Genomic DNA, 16586 nt, shown 5'->3' on the forward strand with positions numbered 1-16586 from the left:
TAAAGCGACTCACAATGATGATAAATGAAACTCATTATCAATATAAATTGACCGACGGTCAGTCGAATACTATGATGCTATTATTATTCATCATTAAGGCAATAAAGCTTATGACTTCTTTAAAACGACCGTCACTTATCTGTGCCATTTGTTTAGGTACTTTTATGGCAACGCTCGATATTAGTATCGTAAATGTGGCTCTACCGACGATTCAAAATGATATACATGCTGACATGGCAACCTTACAGTGGATTGTTGATGCTTATGCACTTTGTCTATCAGCTTGTATTTTGTCATCCGGTCCTTTAAGTGATCGCTTTGGACGAAAAAAAGTGTGGCTATGGGGCGTAATTATCTTCACGTTAGGCTCAGTAATTTGTGCAATTGCACAGCAACATGAAATATTAATTCTTGGACGTATTATTCAAGGTATTGCTGCGGCTGCACTTATTCCGGGTGCACTGTCTTTAATCACTCATGCTTTTCCTATTGATATTGAACGGGTTCGCATCATAGGAATATGGTCTTCTGTTAGTGCATTATCACTCATCATTGGGCCTATTTTAGGTGGTGTTTTAGTTCATGCGAGTGGTTGGGCGAGTATATTTCTTATTAATATTCCTATTGGCATTCTTACCGTTTTATTAGGTTGGTATGGATTAAGTGAGAGTGCTGATCCTGAAAATGTTGCTTTAGATCCTTTTGGTCAATTAACCAGTATGTTGGGATTAGGATCACTGACTTATGGTTTAATTGAAGCTGGCTCTGTGGGGTGGTCACATTATAGAACGGTATCAACACTGATTGCGGGAATTATATTTCTTGTCCTTTTTTTAATGATAGAAAAACGCGTTCAACGTCCTTTACTACCATTGACTTTATTTAAAGATCGCACGTTCTTTCAATATAATCTTTCTTCTTTTACCTTGGGTTTTGCTACATACAGTAATGTCTTTTTTATTGCTTTCTTTTTGCAAAAAGCACAAGGCTGGAGTGCATTAGAAACGGGATGGAGAATGGCACCAGAATTTATTGCAATGGCACTGTTTTCTATGTCTTTTGGACGACTCTCTTCTTATTTCTCAGTCAGAAAGCTTATGATCTATGGTTTCTTATTTATCGCTATTTCTTCTTGTTTATTAGCGACATTAGCAACAAATAGCCACTATGGAATAACAGGAAGCTATCTGTTTGTATTAGGTGCTGGAATGGGATTATCAACACCCGCAATAGGTGCTTTAGTGATGAAAAGTGTGCCACCATCTCGTTCTGGTATGGCGTCTGCAACTATGAATGCATTAAGACAAACCGGCATGACAATGGGAATTGCTTTATTAGGGACATTGATGGTGCAACAAGCTATTCATTATATGGTGATCCAAAGTCAAGTATTAGGAATATCTGTAAATTATATCGATATTGTTGGTTTAGTGACTGAAAATACGACAAATAGTTTAGACAAAGATTTTGTTACTTTGTTACCAGAGGCGTTTAATTCAGGATTTGCTTATGCAATTGCGACTGCGGGGATCTCATGTTTTGTGACTTTATTTATTGTGCTCTTTCCTATTAAAGCAAAACATAAGGCACTTACTCAACAAATCACAGATTAACATTTATAAACGTTGAGTTAGAAATTCAAGAAAAGACTCAATATTACGTGAAAGTGTGCTACGAGTTGCATATATTGCCACTAAATTAATCGTTGCGGGTTGTTGAGGAAACTCAATAGCTCGTAACTTACCTTCTTTAATCATATCAAGGCAACAATGCTCAGCTAAAATAGCAAATCCCAATCCCTTTAATACTGCTGATTTTGCTAATATGGCGCTGTTTACTCGATAATTACTATTAATGGTTATTTTGATTGGTTTTTTATCTTCACCCACAAATATCCAAGGTTGCCCTTCTAGTGCGCTTAAGCTTGAAATACACGGCATTTTACTTAATTGTTCAATATGTGTAGGTATTCCTGTTTTTTCTAATAATTCATTAGATGCGACAACAATGCTGCGCCATGATTTAATTAAGCGTGAGTGATAACTACTATCTGCTAAATTTCCACGATGAAAGGTTAATAACAAATCAATATCATCATCGATGATATTTCTTGGCATTAATTGGGTATCACATTGAATAAGCAAATTAGGATGAAGTGCGGCAAAATCAGCCAAAATATCACCCAGTAGCTCACTACCATATTCACTTGGAATGGTTAAACGGAAAGTGCCCGTTAATGGTCCATCACGGGTGATATTGCTAACCACATTATCTAATTCAGTTAAGTTTTTTTTCCCTTGCTGATAGAGTATTTTACCTTGTTCAGTGAGGCGCATCTTTCGGGTTGTTCTATCAATAAGCTTACAATTAAGTTGTTGTTCAAGTTGTTTAATTGCACGACTAATATTTGAGGTAGGCATAGATAATTGCCGAGCCGCAGCTGCAAATTGTCCTTGATCTGCAACGGCAGAAAAAATACGTAATAAATTAAGATCGATTTGCATAAATAATTCACTGCCTACTGTATTTCTATTACCTAATATAGACAGTGTATCATTCATTTTCTTTTCTCTCGTTAATAATTAACAGTAACCATAAGACATGAGTTTTTGATAACGTTTATCTAAAAGCGCCTCGGTTGAGTAACTTTTTAATAAGGCTAAGTCAGTTAATAATTGTTGTTTAAGAAATTCAGCAGCTTGTTGATAATTTCGGTGAGCGCCACCTAATGGCTCTGGGATAATGCTGTCGATAATACCTAATGATTGTAATTTAGGTGCTGTCATTCCCATTGTTTCTGCCGCAATTGGTGCTTTATCAGAACTTTTCCATAAAATAGAGGCACATCCTTCTGGTGAAATTGCCGCATAAGTACTGTATTGGAGCATATTAACTTTATCACCAACACCAATGGCTAGCGCACCTCCAGAAAATCCTTCACCAGTAATTGTGCAAATAATAGGTGTTTTTAATCGTGACATTTCAAGAATATTACGCGCGATAGCTTCGGCTTGTCCTCGTTCTTCTGCACCGACACCTGGGTAAGCCCCTGCTGAATCAATAAAAATAATAACGGGTAGATGAAAACGCTCCGCCATTTTCATTAAACGTAATGCTTTTCTATAACCTTCAGGTGATGGCATGCCAAAATTGCGAAGCACTTTTTCTTTTGTATCCCGCCCTTTTTGCTGCCCAATCACCATGACAGGCATTTTGTCTAAACGCGCTAACCCCGCCACAATCGCTTTATCATCGGCGTAAGCCCTATCCCCCGCCAATTCCTGAAAATCAGTAAAAATCGCTTTAATATAATCAAGGGTATATGGGCGCATAGGATGACGAGCGAGTTGCACAATTTCCCAAGCACCTAAATCAGTAAAAATCGATTTTGTCAGCGAAAGACTTTTTTGCCTTAAGCGTGCGATCTCTTCATCTAAATTAATGCTGGTTAGTTCATCTTGAGATTGTTTAAAAGTGAGTAATGCATCTATTTTTTCGTCTAATTCAACAATAGGTTTTTCAAATTCAAGATGAATAAAAGACATAATGACCTCAGATTTAATGCAGTAAATAAAACAGTAATGAGATCAGTTTAGAAAAAATAATAGTGTGTTAATAGTGAGGAATTTGATAAACACTATTATCAAAAATGGGATAATTAAACTTAGCAATAAGAACCGCAAGAAAAAAGAAGATCAAAAAGAGCTTTTTCTCTTATTTTAAGCTATACAGAAATTATTAAGTCATATATTAATATACAGTGTGATTTTATTCTTTCTTCACCCGTAAAAATCGCTCAAGTTATAAAATAAACCATAAAATACAAATAATTAGAATAAATATAATATGCTCTCAAAAAAAACACGCTCAACAACTGCACTGCTATTTTCATCACTTCTTCTTACAATAGGAAGAGGTGCAACATTACCGTTTATGGCTATCTATTTGTCTCGGGAGTATCAATTACCCGTTGATGATATAGGTATTGCTATGTCTATTGCATTAACAACGGGTATTTTTTTCAGCCTTGGCTTTGGGATGCTTGCTGATAAATTTGAGAAAAAACGTTATATGTTGCTATCGATTATAACGTTTATTTTTGGATTTGCTGCAATACCTATGATCCATAGTACTGTTTTAGTCGTTATCTTTTTCTCGGTGATTAACTGCTCTTATTTAGTATTTTCAACCGTGTTAAAGGCCTATTTTTCTGAAACGTTATCAATTTCAGCGAAACCTAAAATATTTTCTCTCAACTATACCTTTATCAATATAGGGTGGACAGTTGGCCCACCTATTGGCACCTTATTATTAATGTATGGAACACAATTACCGTTTTGGCTTGCCGCTATTTCTGCCAGTATCCCACTTTTTATGATCCAGCTATTCGTTCAACGTTCTAAAGTAATAAATGTTGATGCAGAAAATAGTGTGAAATGGGATCCGAAAATAATGTTAAAAGATAGAGCATTAAGTTGGTTTGTGCTTTCTACTTTTTTCGGTACATTGACATTTGGCTCTTTTGCATCCTGTATTTCACAATATATTTTAGTGGTTTATGATGCAAAATTAGCAGAGTCTGTTATTGCGGTTGTATTACCTGTAAATGCCGCCATTGTAGTCTCTCTACAATATATAGTAGGTAAGCATGTTACAGCCGAAAGACTACGTAAATTAATGACACTTGGTACGCTATTTTTTATGATGGGCTTACTTGGTTTTATGTTTGCAGGCAACAATTTAATTTTTTGGGCATTAGCTATCACAGTGTTTACCTTAGGTGAGTTAATTTATGCACCAGGTGAGTATATGATGATTGATAACATTGCGCCGTTAGGAATGAAAGCAAGTTATTTTTCTGCTCAGTCATTAGGTTGGTTAGGTGCTGCACTTAATCCATTGGCCAGTGGTTTTATTCTGACTTCCTTCCCTCCGGTTTCTTTATTTGCGATTTTAATGGCTGTTTCTGCATTAGCTTGGTTTTGTATGATCCAAGGCATGAACGCCAGTAAAAAAAGAACGATTACACTTTAGCTTTGTTTAAATATGCAGACTAAAAAGACACCTTGGTGTCTTTTTTATGAGTCATAGTAGAAAACGGATAACTTATCAGTCTCTACTTTTCCTTTTCAAGATTGCGTTATATAAGCTAAATATGGCTCAATTTAACTATTTTGACGCTCTTCTTATGATTGTTTCAATGCTAATAGGGAAAAAATCGTTAACATCAACACCCACGTTAATGGCATTTTTTCCTAAAACATCTAAACGCTTACGTTGAGTCGGATCTTTTTGTGAATTATGAACATGACCATATAAATGAATTGAATCACGGAAAAAACCAGCCCATTCCAATATAGGATAATGAAACATCACAATTTTTCTTTTTTTATAATCCAACTCAAAATAATCTTTTACCCATTCAAATGCCGATGCATCAAATTCCGGATCGTCTAGAAACTTGTCGTGATTTCCACGGATAAGGTACTTTTTACCTTTTAATCGGCGCAAGATTTGATTGGCATCTCGCCCTGTTCCGCGATAAAGAAAATCACCTAAAATGTAGATTTCGTCATTATCAGAAACGTAAGCATTCCAATTATGAATTAAAGTGTCATTCATATGACTAACACTGTTGAATGGACGATCACAAAGATTGAGGATATTTGAATGGCAGAAATGTGTATCAGAAGTAAAGTAAATCATAGTAATTTCTTAATAAGTAATAAAGTTCTCAACCTTAAGAAAATATTTTCCCTCGGTCTGCATAGTGATATTTTTTCAAAATAATTCCCTCCTTTAGTTAAAAATAAAACAATAAGTACAATATCATCTGTCTTATTGTCGTTGATGTTGTTTACGGTAACCCGATAAAGAGTTACCTGTTTCTCTTTTAAAATATCGGCATAAATATGAGGGATCATCAAAATGAAGCTTCATTGATAACTCATTTACCGAAAGCGAAGTGTGCATTAATAATGTTTTTATTTCAAGAGTAACCTGACGATTAATCAAGGTCTTAGGCGCATCATTAAAGAATTGCTTTGTTATTTGTGATAAATAAAACGGTGTAATGTTAAGCTGATTTGCATAAAAAGCCACCTCTCTATGCTCTAAACAATATTTTCCGATCAATTCCCAAAACTGCCAGCAAAGCTTTTCTTTACGACTAAATTCTTTGTTGGCGATCGAGAAATGAGGGGGTATTGATTCAGTAATCGCAAAAAAAAGATTTTGTAAGTGGTTTTTTAACATTAATTTTCTGTGTTCAGAATAACTGTTATCTATATGTATTAGCTGTTGAGTCCATCTATTTAAGTCTTCATATTGCTCTTTTTGTGGGTGGCAAACAGGGTTTTCATGGAGAAATGAAAATAAAGTATTAGAAAGAGAATAAGCAATTTCTGAGGCAAAAGATTTATCAAGAAAGCAATAAAACAAGCGAAAGTTTGCTGATTTTTGATTCAAAACAGTCATCATATCATCGCCTAAAATAAGAATATCATTCGCTTTGATCACCTGTTTTTGAAAACCAATATTGGCTATTGCCCTACCTTCTAAACAAATCATAATCACAATATAGGATAAAGGTAGAGGATAACCAATTTCATTTGTCATATTACTTTCACCTATTATGGCATGTTGCGATGACGCATTAAGTCGTGACAGAACTTGACTCAACATAAATCAATTAACCTCTTTTAATGCTTACCTAGCCCATTTGCTATTTTTATCTTTGACGATATTGAATTTAATAACAAGTATCCATTCTCATTTAGTTGTCAAAAGTACCGATTTTACCTGTTTTATGACATTCGGTTTTTTAGCTGTTCTCTTTAGAATACTCACATCTTAAAGGCGTAAGATAAATTGCAAAACACTTGAAAATTAAGAGAACTTATTGAAATGAAAACATTAAAAACAGAGAGGCTTATACTTCGCCCATGGAAACTTTCTGATGCATCAAGTTTGTATCAATATGCAAAAGATGAACGCATTGGTCCAATTGCAGGTTGGCCAGCACATAAAAGTGTTGAAGAAAGTGCCGAAATTATTCGCTCTATATTTATGCGTAACGAAGTTTATGCCGTTACGTTAATTGATGATGATCTCGCTATCGGTTTGGTTGGATTATCTTTCGCAAATGAGAGTAATTTCCCTATTGGAGATAATGATGCTGAAGTTTCTTATTGGATTGGTGTGCCATTTTGGGGCAAAGGTTTAATACCAGAAGCTGTAAAAGAAATCTGTCGACATAGCTTTGAAACATTGGAATTAGATAATTTATGGTGTGGCTATTTCGCTGATAATGAGAAGTCACAAAAAGCACAAGAAAAATGTGGATTTAAATTCCATCATGTTATTGAAGAACAATACGTGGAATGTTTAGATGAAGTGAAAGTTGAAAATATTTGTCGCTTAACTAAAGATGAATGGAATGAAATCCAAAAACAGATGGATTAAAACAAAACACCAGATTGTGAAATTCATATTATCTGGTGTTTTTTAATTAACACGATAATTTAATTAAACATGTGCTAATGCTTGGGATAAATCAGCAATTAAATCTTGAGGATTTTCTATTCCAATAGATAAACGAATAGTGGTGTCTTGAATGCCAATGCTATGTCGTAATGTTATTGGTACACCCGAATGCGTTGTTGAACCAGGATGACATGCTAGAGATTCTGTTCCCCCTAGACTTACTGCCAGTTTAAAAATTTTCATGGCATTAAGAAAACGGAAAGCTTCACTTTCTCCACCCACAATATCAAATGAGAAAGTTGAGCCCGCACCTGTACATTGTTTAGTAAAAACTTGAGCTTCAACAGAATTTTTATTAGCAAAAGGTAAATAATGGATTGCTTTTACTTTTTCATGGTCACGCAGAAACTCTGCAACTAATAATGCATTCTGATTGGCTTTTTCCATTCTAATTTGTAACGTTTCTAACGAACGACCTAACATCCAGCAAGAATGCGGATCCAGTTGCGTCCCTATAGCTCCTCTTAATAATCTGATTTGATTAATAAGCTCACGAGAGCCCATTGCTGCACCTGCGACTAAATCTGAGTGTCCACCAACATATTTAGTTAAAGAATAGAGTGAAATATCAGCACCTTGTTCTATTGGATGTTGGTATACAGGGCCAAGTAATGTGTTATCACAAACAATAATAGGACGATAGCCTTGCGTTTTTTCTAATTGGTCAGCAACATTTTTTAATGCTTCAATATCAACTAATGAGTTAGTCGGGTTTGCAGGAGTTTCTGCAAAAATAACGGATACACGCCCCTTTTGACTGGCTTTATCGGCTTGTTCTTGAATAAGTGAGAGATTTAATCCATCAGTAAATGGGGTTGCTTGAATACCAAATTTAGCAAGTGTTTTGGCAATTAATGTCTCAGTTCCACCATAAAGTGGCTGTGAGTGTAAAATGACATCACCTGGTTGCGTTAATGCCATTAATGTTGTGGTGATCGCGGACATTCCTGATGAAAATAATACACAAGATTGTGTATTTTCATAAACTGCTAATCTGTCTTCAACAATTTCACTATTCGGTTGGTTAAAACGAGAATAAACTAAACCCGCTTTTTCACCTTCTGGTAAAGGTTTTCTACCACTTACTGTATCAAAAAAAGCTTTGCCCTCTTCAGCACTTTTAAAAATAAAGGTGGAGGTTAAAAATACAGGTGGTTTAACTGAACCTTCAGAGAGTAATGGATCATAGCCATAACTCATCATTAGTGTTTCTGGTGATATTTTATGTTCGCCGATATATTGTTTTTTCAGTTGAGAATCAGTCATTTTTTATTTCTTGTGTTTAATGAAGGATCTTTATCATACTGAAAAAAATTCATGTTGTTAGAATGTTTTATATAGAGTAAAAACCTGTGGTTATATAAACATAATGAGTTCAAACATAAAAATAGCTTTAAATAAAAAGTTCTATTCATTGGTCGGTATTTAAACAAGATGATTGGACTAAATAAGCGTTGATTATTCTAGTTAAAAAGAAGGAAAAAATAAGATAAACTTAAAGATAAAAAGATGAGTGTCTCTTTTTACCTTTAAGTTAAGGAGCTTACCAAGCTCTTACAGCATCACCTTTATACATTTCTTTGAATTTTAACTCGATTTGTCTTGAATGCAGAACTGAAATCAGTTTCTTTATATTTTCATCATTTTTATTATCTTCACGCGTAACAATAACATTAGCATAAGGTGAATTTTTATTTTCTAAGATTAATCCATCACGAGTCGCAATGAGTCCAACTTGAGATGAAAAATTATTGTTTATTATAGCCATTGTAATATTTGGATCATTTAATGATTCAGTAAGCTTAGGTGAGTCGACTTCAACAAAAACTATTTCTTTAGGGTTATGTATAATGTCGTCTACTGTTGCCGTAAAACCGACATTATCATTAAGAGTAATGAGATGGTTTTCTGCTAGCAATAAAAGTGCACGCCCTTTCATGCTAACTTCATTTGAAATTGCAACGACATCACCCGGCTTTAATTCATCTATATCACTAATTTTTTTAGAGTATGCCGCTAAAGGAAAAATATACGTTTTACTGGCAATATGAAATTGGTAGCCATGCTCTTTCATTTGAGCTTGAAGATAAGGAATAGATTGAAACGCATTCGCATCAACTTCTTTGTCGTTCAATGCCCTATTAGGCTGTACATAATCATTGAAAGCAACAACCTCAACATCTAACCCTTCAGTTAGTTTTGCTAAACGAATAACTTCATCCCAAATTACTTGATCAGGCCCTGTATTAATTGCCACTTTTACTCTATGTGTATCTTCTTGTGAACAAGATACAGTAAACAGTGATATTGAGGCTAGAAGTAAACCTGTAATAATTTCCTTCATATCTCCCTCTTAAACAAACTTTGATAAAACAGCGCCATAAAAATCATTTTGATTAAGAAATATCCTAACAGTAGATTAATAACAAGGAACAAGAAATGATACAAGTACCCAATGCATATAAAGAAAAGAATATTGTTTATATTTTTACAATGCATTGTTTTATAAAACAAAAAATAACACATCATAATATGATGTGTTTGCAGTTTAAATTGTAAATTTATTCATTAATAATTTTGTTTATGCAGTTATCAGAATATGCATCTTCTACGTTGAGATAGGATGATTCAGTTACACAATAGGTATTAAATTGCCATTTAAATTGAGTTTCATCACTTTTTTTATTTTCTGAAATAGAATGACTTGAAAAGCGAATTGGAGTGGGTTTCTGTAAGTTGTTTCCTATTTTTTCAGCACTTAACAATATAATATGATTTTTTTTCTCAACAAATTTGAAATCAGAGATGGTGATATCTGTACCTTTAATCTTATTGTTATAAAGACTCAAAGCGTTAGCATAGATAGACGGAACAATATAAACCTTTTGATCTCTTCCTTTGATATAAACAGTTGTCATATCAACAGATGTTGAATCATCGAATGACCGTCTAGATTTAACGACAACATCAGGAATACCATCACCATTAAAATCGATAAGATTTACACCATATTCAAGTTTAATATCTGCTGATACTGAAGCAAATGGTAGCGATAAAAAAAGTAATCCTAGCCCAAGTTTTAATATCTTATTCATTATATTCAGTTCTTTTTTGCTTGTTACTTGCGCATCAGACTACTTTATGATAATGATTAGTCAAGATTTTTTATGTTTCAAAATAATACAAAATTTACATTTTCACCATTTATAAAATATTTTTATGATAATCACTATACTTATTTAACCATTATAAAAAGAAGATATTCTAGATGTATATTTTTTTAGATTTAATGTTTCCTGTTAATATAGAGCAATGTAATTTTTAAGGTCGTTAATTCTTTCTTTTGTTTTATCTTTTAAACAACTACTATATACCATTGGCGCTAAGCTACCACCTTGATAATAATCAGCTTCATATTGGCAAGAGAGATCTCTAAAATCAATCCAAACCAACTGAGCTTGTTTAAGTTGATCTTTTCGAACACCTTCTAACTTAGCATAATATTGTTGATAAATACGGTTAAGCTCTTCATCTTTCTGCTGAAAATCTTGATATACACATTGATTAATTTCAGTTTGAGTCGCGGCATTTCGACAATCAAAATTATCTGCTTGTAAATGTATCGACCAAAATAGTATACCGCCAGATATTGTACCGAATAGAATAAGTTTTTTCATCACACCGTCCATTTTTTGATTAAAAACATAGCTAAAGATATTTGTTTTATTTCTTTACTGCTTGATTTAGAAGATAAAAACAAAGTAAGTTCTTTATCATTTTAACAAGGTTTTCATATGACAATTACATGAAGACAAGGAAGAATTGCCCTATTTTAGATAATCCAAGTTAGGTAACAGTATTGAACGTTGAGTAATTATATTGATATTTTTAGGTGGATTATTTATCTAATAAAAAATTCAAAAAAGACAACCTGATGTTTTTATTCTTTAGAAATAAATATCATTTGCAAAAAACTAAGTGAAATAATAGTTATATTCTATTTTTTGCATCGAAAAATATTTATTGAAAGCATCTAATAAATTTCACATTAATAAGCAATTTATTTTACTAGTTTCTGTTTAAGTAAATCTTAACAAAACAGCTTTAATTTATTGGACTAATTAGTCTAATTAGTACATGTTATATAACTATAGTTACAAATGTTCGCTTTATAATAATCAGGGGCTATCCCCATGGTGGATTTTTCAAAATATGAAAAAATGTTTCAAATCAATTTGGTTTTATTTAGGGCTTATCACACTTATTGTTGTGATTATCATCAGTCGTAGTCAGTATTCTGATTTTGAATTGGATGATCATGCATTAACGATAATACCGATTAGTTTTACTTCTAAAACAAGCTCGTTATCTGGAACATTAGTTTTACCCAATCAGAACAAGATAAAAGCAGTTGCTATTTTTATTCATGGTGATGGTGCTCAAGATCGCTTTGCAAATAGTGGATATTTGCCATTAATTAATAGCTTGGTGGATGCTGGTATTGGTGTGTATACATGGGATAAACCTGGCGTGGGAGAAAGCCAAGGAAATTGGTTACATCAATCGATGCAAGATAGAGCAGATGAAGCACAAATAGCATTACAGGTTATTCAAAAAAAATTTACTCAACCCGATATTAAAGTTGGTTATTTAGGATTTTCACAAGCTGGCTGGGTTATCCCTATTGCAGCGACGCAATCTAACCCCGATTTTTCCGTTATTATTGGTGGTGCTGTAAATTGGCGAGATCAAGGTGCTTATTATCACCAAGTGCGTTTAAAAGCCGACAATATTGATGATAATGAAATTATTCGAAGGGTTTCAGAACAACTGCAACAAAACGATCGGGTGTTTGGCATTAATGGTAGCCATGATATTTCAGCGCAGGAAGATATGTCTGACGATCGTTTCCATTTTGTTATTCAAAACTATTTAAGTGATTCATCTAAAAATTTACCGCACATGAATGGACGAGTATTGGCTATGTTTGGTGAATTAGACCTTAATGTCGATGCACTGAAAAATGCATGCTTATATAGAACACTATTAGGAAATCATGTAGATAAGACTGTTATCCTATTTCCCAATGCTTCTCATGGTTTATTAAAGGCACCTTTCTTTAATTACCAGTTGGATAATCAATGGCCTTGGTGGAAACAGGTACTTTTCATTTATCAAGGGCGAGATAGTTATTTCCCTGATGCTTTAAATTACTTAACAGCATGGCTCACTGAAGAGATGACAACATCTTCTGATTATATTGATTTTGAATGTAAAAACAGCAATACAAATATAAGATGAAATGTTGATAACGCCTGAGAGTGGCTCTTTAGGTGTTGAAGTGTAAAAACACAAATCAACCGAACCTAAGTTGGTTTTGCAACGTTAAGAAAAAGTCTTTTTCCTACTTGATGAATATTTACTTTTGAGAACCCAAAGTGAGTGCTTTGCGTACTTCTTTAAACGTAATAACGTTATAGCCAGCTAATACGCGATGATAAAAATTACAGGTTATCTGAATATCAGCAACAGTTAATACCAAATTGTTGAGGTATGTAATTTTTATCAAGCACTCACTTTTTATACATCAATTAAAGTTCACACTTTGTTTTTAAAACAGTTGTTTTTCTATGGTGATCTAGTGCTAGCTCAATTAATTTAGTAATTAATGATTGATAGCCTAAACCCGCACTCTGCCATAATTTAGGATACATGCTGATATTGGTAAAACCAGGTAGCGTGTTAATTTCATTAATCACAACACGATTATCTTGCGTTAAGAATACATCTACACGAGCCATACCTAAGCAATTAAGGACTCGGTATGCTTTTAAGGCAACTTGGCGAATATGCAAACTCGTCTTTTCATCCATTACTGCAGGGACGACAACCTTAGCACCATCTTCATCAATATATTTTGTGTTATAGGCATAGAAAGCATCGTTTAATACGATTTCGCCACAAGGGCTAACTTGAGGATCTTCATTACCTAAAACAGCGCACTCTATTTCACGACCTACAATAGCACTTTCAACAATCACTTTAAGATCGTATTCAAAAGCCATTTCTAATGCTGCGTTGAATTCTTCTTCATTATTAACTTTGCTAATTCCTACTGAAGAGCCTAGGTTCGCAGGCTTAATAAATAAAGGGAGTCCTAATTGACGCACCATTTCATTGTAATGAATATCATTAATTTGATGTGCCATAATGGTAATAAATGGTGCAACCGCTAATCCTGCACCATCAAGTAAACGTTTAGTAATATCTTTGTCCATACAAGCAGCTGAACTCATGATATTAGGCCCAACATAAGGCATATCAATCATGTGTAATAAGCCTTGTAGTGTCCCATCTTCACCGTATGCACCATGGACAATTGGAAATACCACATCGATTTGAGGTAATGCCTGACCATCTTCAAGTGAAATAAATTGTTTTTTCACACTACCTGGAATAATAGCAACCGCTCTTAAAGGTTTGCTTAATGAAATAGTTTTAGGATTATCGCTATTTAGTAAATAGTCAGTTTCTGAATATTCATGCCACTGACCTTGTTCATTAATACCGATTAAGCAAAGGTCGAATTTCGTTCGATCTAATTCATTAATAATGTTTTTTGCTGACTGTAATGAAACTTGATGTTCCGTGGATTTACCACCAAAAATAATAGCGACTCTTAATTTACTCATTTTCTAACCTTTTATAGGACAGCTATAGCGAATAGGTAGCAATATATCATGATAAAAACCCCCAATGTAGGCAGATAGTTCTTATCTGCGAAAAATCACGATAAAATGATGAAATTCTATGATTTAGAGTGCTAAAACATCACTTTTTCAAGATATAGTGACGCAATAACAAAACCTATTCTATTGGTGTAAGTAGACACCATGGCTGATGTAAACCAACCGAAATGAACGTTATTGATTATTCAGTTAAAGCAATCAATTCAGATAGCTAAAGTTTTGTTTAAGCAAAAGGATCACGGTGTGATCTTTTTTGTTCTTATTTTATTAACTGATATTCAATAAGATATAAAGATTGTGTTGTAGGATAAATATCTTTGATAAGCGCTTTCAACACTGGAAGTGTCATGCCTTCCTGTTGCGCGTGATACTCATTGATATCGTCATAACGTAAAGGTGATACCGTTATGATTTTCAATTTTCCATAATGAGTACGATGTTCATTAGCAAATAATTCAACAATGCTTCCTGGCTTATAATTACTTTCACTTTTATCTCGGATAGTAATCACTTTTTTTCCTTCAAGAATAGAAGGAATTAAACGTTCGAAAAAAGTAATTTCTGTTGGTATTGCCGACATAATATTAACTCATAAATTTATTGATAACATACTGATTATCTTATCATGCAATAATAAATTATTATTCTTTTTTGCCTAATTTGGCGTTATTTAATGCCTCTGTCTGAAGCAACTTGGCTTTACGCTCAATCCCCCAACGATAACCTGATAATTCACCATTTTGTCGAATAACACGATGACATGGAATAGCAACGGCTAGCTTATTAGCCGCACAGGCATTAGCGACAGCACGATATGCCTTAGGGGCTCCAATTTTATTGGCAATTTCTTGATAAGTCATCGTGCTTCCAAAAGGAATATCTAATAATGCCCGCCAAACTTTTTGTTGAAATACAGTTCCTTGGATATCAAGAGGTAAAGATAAGGGCTGTTGAGGTAACTCAATAAAACCGATGACTTGTGCAATGATTTGCTCAAACTCTTCATTCGCACCAATTAATTCAGCCAGAGGGAATTGTTTTTGTAAATCGTCTAATAACAACTCAGCATCATCTCCTAACATTATGGCACAAATCCCCTTTTCACTTTGTGCCACAAGAATACTTCCTAAAGAACACTGCGCGATAGCAAAAAAGATAGCAATATTCTTACCTCCTGTACGCCAATTCGTTGGCGTCATACCTAATATTGCTTTTGCATTTTCATAGAAACGACTATTAGCATTGAAGCCAGATTGATAAATTGCATCTGTAATACTGCCATCTTGAACTAACGCTTTTTTTATTAATTTTTGACGATATGCATTAGCATAATCTTTTGGAGTGATCCCCATCGTTGATTTAAATAAGCGATGGAAATGATATGGGCTTGCCATAACATGCTTTGCAATACTGGCTAGTGACACATCACCGTTATTTTTTTCAATAAAACGGCAGGCTTGCTCAATAAGTTGATTATGTTTATTTTCCATTATGGTAGTCCTTTAAATACAGAATTATAGCTATTAGTAACAAAATATAATGAATAAAGAACTCCGTTTGTTGCTCAATTACTCTGGCTCTTTAGATAATGCCCATAGATAAAGCGATGCCGTAGAACCATAGGGTGAATAGCGTTTTCGATAACGTGCAAAGCGTACTTTATTCAATGTTTTATGGCGATAAAGACGCATAATTCCACGTTGAATAGCTAAATCTCCCCAACTTAAAATATCTGGCCGATTAAGTGAAGAGATTAATAGCATTTCTGCAGTCCAAACCCCAATACCTTTTAATTGAATTAAAGTATCGATAACTTCTTTATCTGTCATATCAGGAATTTTATTTAAATTTAGTTTTTCTGAAATAACTGCATCCGCAATACCGATAATATAGCCAGCTTTGCGCATAGTCATTCCACACTGCTGTATCTCTTGTTCTGATAATTTTGCAATACGTTCTGGTGTGTAAATCCCCTCACATAATTTGAGTAATCGCAGATTAACGGTTTCGGCAGCAGAAACTGAAATTTGTTGTTCAATAATATTTTTAACTAATGCTGTAAATAAATCAGGAGTAAGAGGCCGCTTTATATCCCCTATTCTTTCAATAAGCGCGGCTAAACGCTTATCACGATTTTTTAAAGTATTTATCTCTTTCTCGCCATACTGAAAATACATAGCTATCTCATATCAAAATATACTAGATAAATGACAGTATAACTTGAAGCTTAAGGTATTATACACCCCGTTTCTTGCTTTTTTATTTTCATGTAATTAATAATAATTATAGAAA

Annotated in this window: 17 protein-coding genes; 4 read left to right on the top strand and 13 right to left on the bottom strand. The window is 33.8% G+C overall.

Translation table 11 applies throughout. From position 1 onward, the window contains the following. Window positions 1-110 precede the first annotated feature (110 nt). The gene (locus DK858_RS10995; protein ID WP_109397697.1) at window positions 111-1613 is read left to right on the top strand and encodes an MFS transporter; all 1503 of its coding nucleotides are present in this window, start codon (window positions 111-113) and stop codon (window positions 1611-1613) included. A gap of 3 nt (window positions 1614-1616) precedes the next feature. On the opposite strand, the gene DK858_RS11000 is transcribed toward DK858_RS10995, so the two are convergent. Together DK858_RS11000 and accA are read right to left on the bottom strand one after the other, a co-directional pair. Then, window positions 1617-2504, bottom strand: coding sequence for a LysR family transcriptional regulator (locus tag DK858_RS11000; protein WP_109397698.1), 888 nt, complete (start codon window positions 2502-2504; stop codon window positions 1617-1619). A 78-nt stretch (window positions 2505-2582) separates the two neighbouring features. Beyond that, window positions 2583-3545 carry an acetyl-CoA carboxylase carboxyl transferase subunit alpha gene (gene accA, locus DK858_RS11005; protein WP_109397433.1) on the bottom strand — a complete coding sequence of 321 codons (963 nt, stop codon included), beginning with the start codon at window positions 3543-3545 and terminating at the stop codon, window positions 2583-2585. A 301-nt stretch (window positions 3546-3846) separates the two neighbouring features. Here accA and ydeE point away from each other — a divergent pair, with 301 nt between their 5' ends. Continuing rightward, on the top strand, window positions 3847-5034 hold the full coding sequence (gene ydeE / locus DK858_RS11010) for an efflux MFS transporter YdeE (protein ID WP_109397434.1): 1188 nt from the start codon (window positions 3847-3849) through the stop codon (window positions 5032-5034). Window positions 5035-5169: 135 nt separating this feature from the next. Here ydeE and DK858_RS11015 read toward each other — a convergent pair whose 3' ends face one another. Both DK858_RS11015 and DK858_RS11020 read right to left on the bottom strand, forming a co-directional pair. Further along, window positions 5170-5706 (bottom strand): metallophosphoesterase, encoded by a 537-nt coding sequence (locus DK858_RS11015; RefSeq protein WP_109397435.1) that lies wholly within the window; start codon window positions 5704-5706, stop codon window positions 5170-5172. Between the two features lie 132 nt (window positions 5707-5838). Then, a complete protein-coding gene (locus tag DK858_RS11020; protein ID WP_228407292.1) occupies window positions 5839-6618 on the bottom strand; it encodes a helix-turn-helix domain-containing protein in 780 nt (259 codons plus the stop codon). A gap of 288 nt (window positions 6619-6906) precedes the next feature. Between DK858_RS11020 and DK858_RS11025 the strand changes: the two genes are divergently transcribed. After that, the gene (locus tag DK858_RS11025) at window positions 6907-7464 is read left to right on the top strand and encodes a GNAT family N-acetyltransferase (RefSeq protein WP_109397437.1); all 558 of its coding nucleotides are present in this window, start codon (window positions 6907-6909) and stop codon (window positions 7462-7464) included. Window positions 7465-7527: 63 nt separating this feature from the next. Here DK858_RS11025 and DK858_RS11030 read toward each other — a convergent pair whose 3' ends face one another. From DK858_RS11030 to DK858_RS11045, 4 genes are all read right to left on the bottom strand, one after another. Continuing rightward, the gene (locus tag DK858_RS11030) at window positions 7528-8811 is read right to left on the bottom strand and encodes a cystathionine gamma-synthase family protein (RefSeq protein WP_109397438.1); all 1284 of its coding nucleotides are present in this window, start codon (window positions 8809-8811) and stop codon (window positions 7528-7530) included. A 277-nt stretch (window positions 8812-9088) separates the two neighbouring features. Continuing rightward, window positions 9089-9889 carry a MetQ/NlpA family lipoprotein gene (locus DK858_RS11035; protein WP_109397439.1) on the bottom strand — a complete coding sequence of 267 codons (801 nt, stop codon included), beginning with the start codon at window positions 9887-9889 and terminating at the stop codon, window positions 9089-9091. A gap of 217 nt (window positions 9890-10106) precedes the next feature. Then, window positions 10107-10640 carry a carbapenem self-resistance protein CarG family protein gene (locus DK858_RS11040; RefSeq protein WP_109397440.1) on the bottom strand — a complete coding sequence of 178 codons (534 nt, stop codon included), beginning with the start codon at window positions 10638-10640 and terminating at the stop codon, window positions 10107-10109. 204 nt (window positions 10641-10844) lie between these two features. Further along, window positions 10845-11222 (bottom strand): lysozyme inhibitor LprI family protein, encoded by a 378-nt coding sequence (locus tag DK858_RS11045; RefSeq protein ID WP_228407293.1) that lies wholly within the window; start codon window positions 11220-11222, stop codon window positions 10845-10847. A 535-nt stretch (window positions 11223-11757) separates the two neighbouring features. On the opposite strand from DK858_RS11045, the gene DK858_RS11050 reads away from it, so the two are divergent. Beyond that, entirely contained in the window at window positions 11758-12846 is a 1089-nt protein-coding gene (locus tag DK858_RS11050; protein ID WP_162556667.1) for an alpha/beta hydrolase family protein, read from the top strand. A 118-nt stretch (window positions 12847-12964) separates the two neighbouring features. On the opposite strand, the gene DK858_RS18070 is transcribed toward DK858_RS11050, so the two are convergent. From DK858_RS18070 to DK858_RS11070, 5 genes are all read right to left on the bottom strand, one after another. Further along, the gene (locus DK858_RS18070; protein WP_162556668.1) at window positions 12965-13114 is read right to left on the bottom strand and encodes a VOC family protein; all 150 of its coding nucleotides are present in this window, start codon (window positions 13112-13114) and stop codon (window positions 12965-12967) included. Window positions 13115-13136: 22 nt separating this feature from the next. Next, the gene (gene ddlA, locus DK858_RS11055) at window positions 13137-14237 is read right to left on the bottom strand and encodes a D-alanine--D-alanine ligase (protein WP_109397443.1); all 1101 of its coding nucleotides are present in this window, start codon (window positions 14235-14237) and stop codon (window positions 13137-13139) included. A 316-nt stretch (window positions 14238-14553) separates the two neighbouring features. Then, a complete protein-coding gene (yqfB, locus tag DK858_RS11060) occupies window positions 14554-14874 on the bottom strand; it encodes a N(4)-acetylcytidine aminohydrolase (protein WP_109397444.1) in 321 nt (106 codons plus the stop codon). A gap of 61 nt (window positions 14875-14935) precedes the next feature. Beyond that, window positions 14936-15784, bottom strand: coding sequence for a bifunctional DNA-binding transcriptional regulator/O6-methylguanine-DNA methyltransferase Ada (gene ada, locus DK858_RS11065; RefSeq protein WP_109397445.1), 849 nt, complete (start codon window positions 15782-15784; stop codon window positions 14936-14938). 78 nt (window positions 15785-15862) lie between these two features. Further along, window positions 15863-16471: a DNA-3-methyladenine glycosylase family protein gene (locus DK858_RS11070; protein WP_109397446.1), complete on the bottom strand. Its 609-nt coding sequence runs from the start codon at window positions 16469-16471 to the stop codon at window positions 15863-15865. Window positions 16472-16586: the final 115 nt, after the last annotated feature.

The sequence above is a fragment of the Proteus faecis genome (assembly GCF_003144395.1).
In the GTDB taxonomy this organism is placed as follows: domain Bacteria; phylum Pseudomonadota; class Gammaproteobacteria; order Enterobacterales; family Enterobacteriaceae; genus Proteus; species Proteus faecis.

Coding starts and splice junctions, on each gene's coding strand:
- ydeE (WP_109397434.1), top strand. CDS start 3,847: ATGCTCTCAAAAAAAACACGCTCAACAACTGCACTGCTATTTTCATCA.
- DK858_RS11035 (WP_109397439.1), bottom strand. CDS start 9,889: ATGAAGGAAATTATTACAGGTTTACTTCTAGCCTCAATATCACTGTTT.
- DK858_RS11015 (WP_109397435.1), bottom strand. CDS start 5,706: ATGATTTACTTTACTTCTGATACACATTTCTGCCATTCAAATATCCTC.
- ddlA (WP_109397443.1), bottom strand. CDS start 14,237: ATGAGTAAATTAAGAGTCGCTATTATTTTTGGTGGTAAATCCACGGAA.
- DK858_RS11030 (WP_109397438.1), bottom strand. CDS start 8,811: ATGACTGATTCTCAACTGAAAAAACAATATATCGGCGAACATAAAATA.
- yqfB (WP_109397444.1), bottom strand. CDS start 14,874: ATGTCGGCAATACCAACAGAAATTACTTTTTTCGAACGTTTAATTCCT.
- DK858_RS11070 (WP_109397446.1), bottom strand. CDS start 16,471: ATGTATTTTCAGTATGGCGAGAAAGAGATAAATACTTTAAAAAATCGT.
- DK858_RS11045 (WP_228407293.1), bottom strand. CDS start 11,222: ATGAAAAAACTTATTCTATTCGGTACAATATCTGGCGGTATACTATTT.
- DK858_RS11040 (WP_109397440.1), bottom strand. CDS start 10,640: ATGAATAAGATATTAAAACTTGGGCTAGGATTACTTTTTTTATCGCTA.
- DK858_RS10995 (WP_109397697.1), top strand. CDS start 111: ATGACTTCTTTAAAACGACCGTCACTTATCTGTGCCATTTGTTTAGGT.
- DK858_RS11025 (WP_109397437.1), top strand. CDS start 6,907: ATGAAAACATTAAAAACAGAGAGGCTTATACTTCGCCCATGGAAACTT.
- DK858_RS11050 (WP_162556667.1), top strand. CDS start 11,758: ATGAAAAAATGTTTCAAATCAATTTGGTTTTATTTAGGGCTTATCACA.
- ada (WP_109397445.1), bottom strand. CDS start 15,784: ATGGAAAATAAACATAATCAACTTATTGAGCAAGCCTGCCGTTTTATT.
- DK858_RS11000 (WP_109397698.1), bottom strand. CDS start 2,504: ATGCAAATCGATCTTAATTTATTACGTATTTTTTCTGCCGTTGCAGAT.
- DK858_RS11020 (WP_228407292.1), bottom strand. CDS start 6,618: ATGACAAATGAAATTGGTTATCCTCTACCTTTATCCTATATTGTGATT.
- accA (WP_109397433.1), bottom strand. CDS start 3,545: ATGTCTTTTATTCATCTTGAATTTGAAAAACCTATTGTTGAATTAGAC.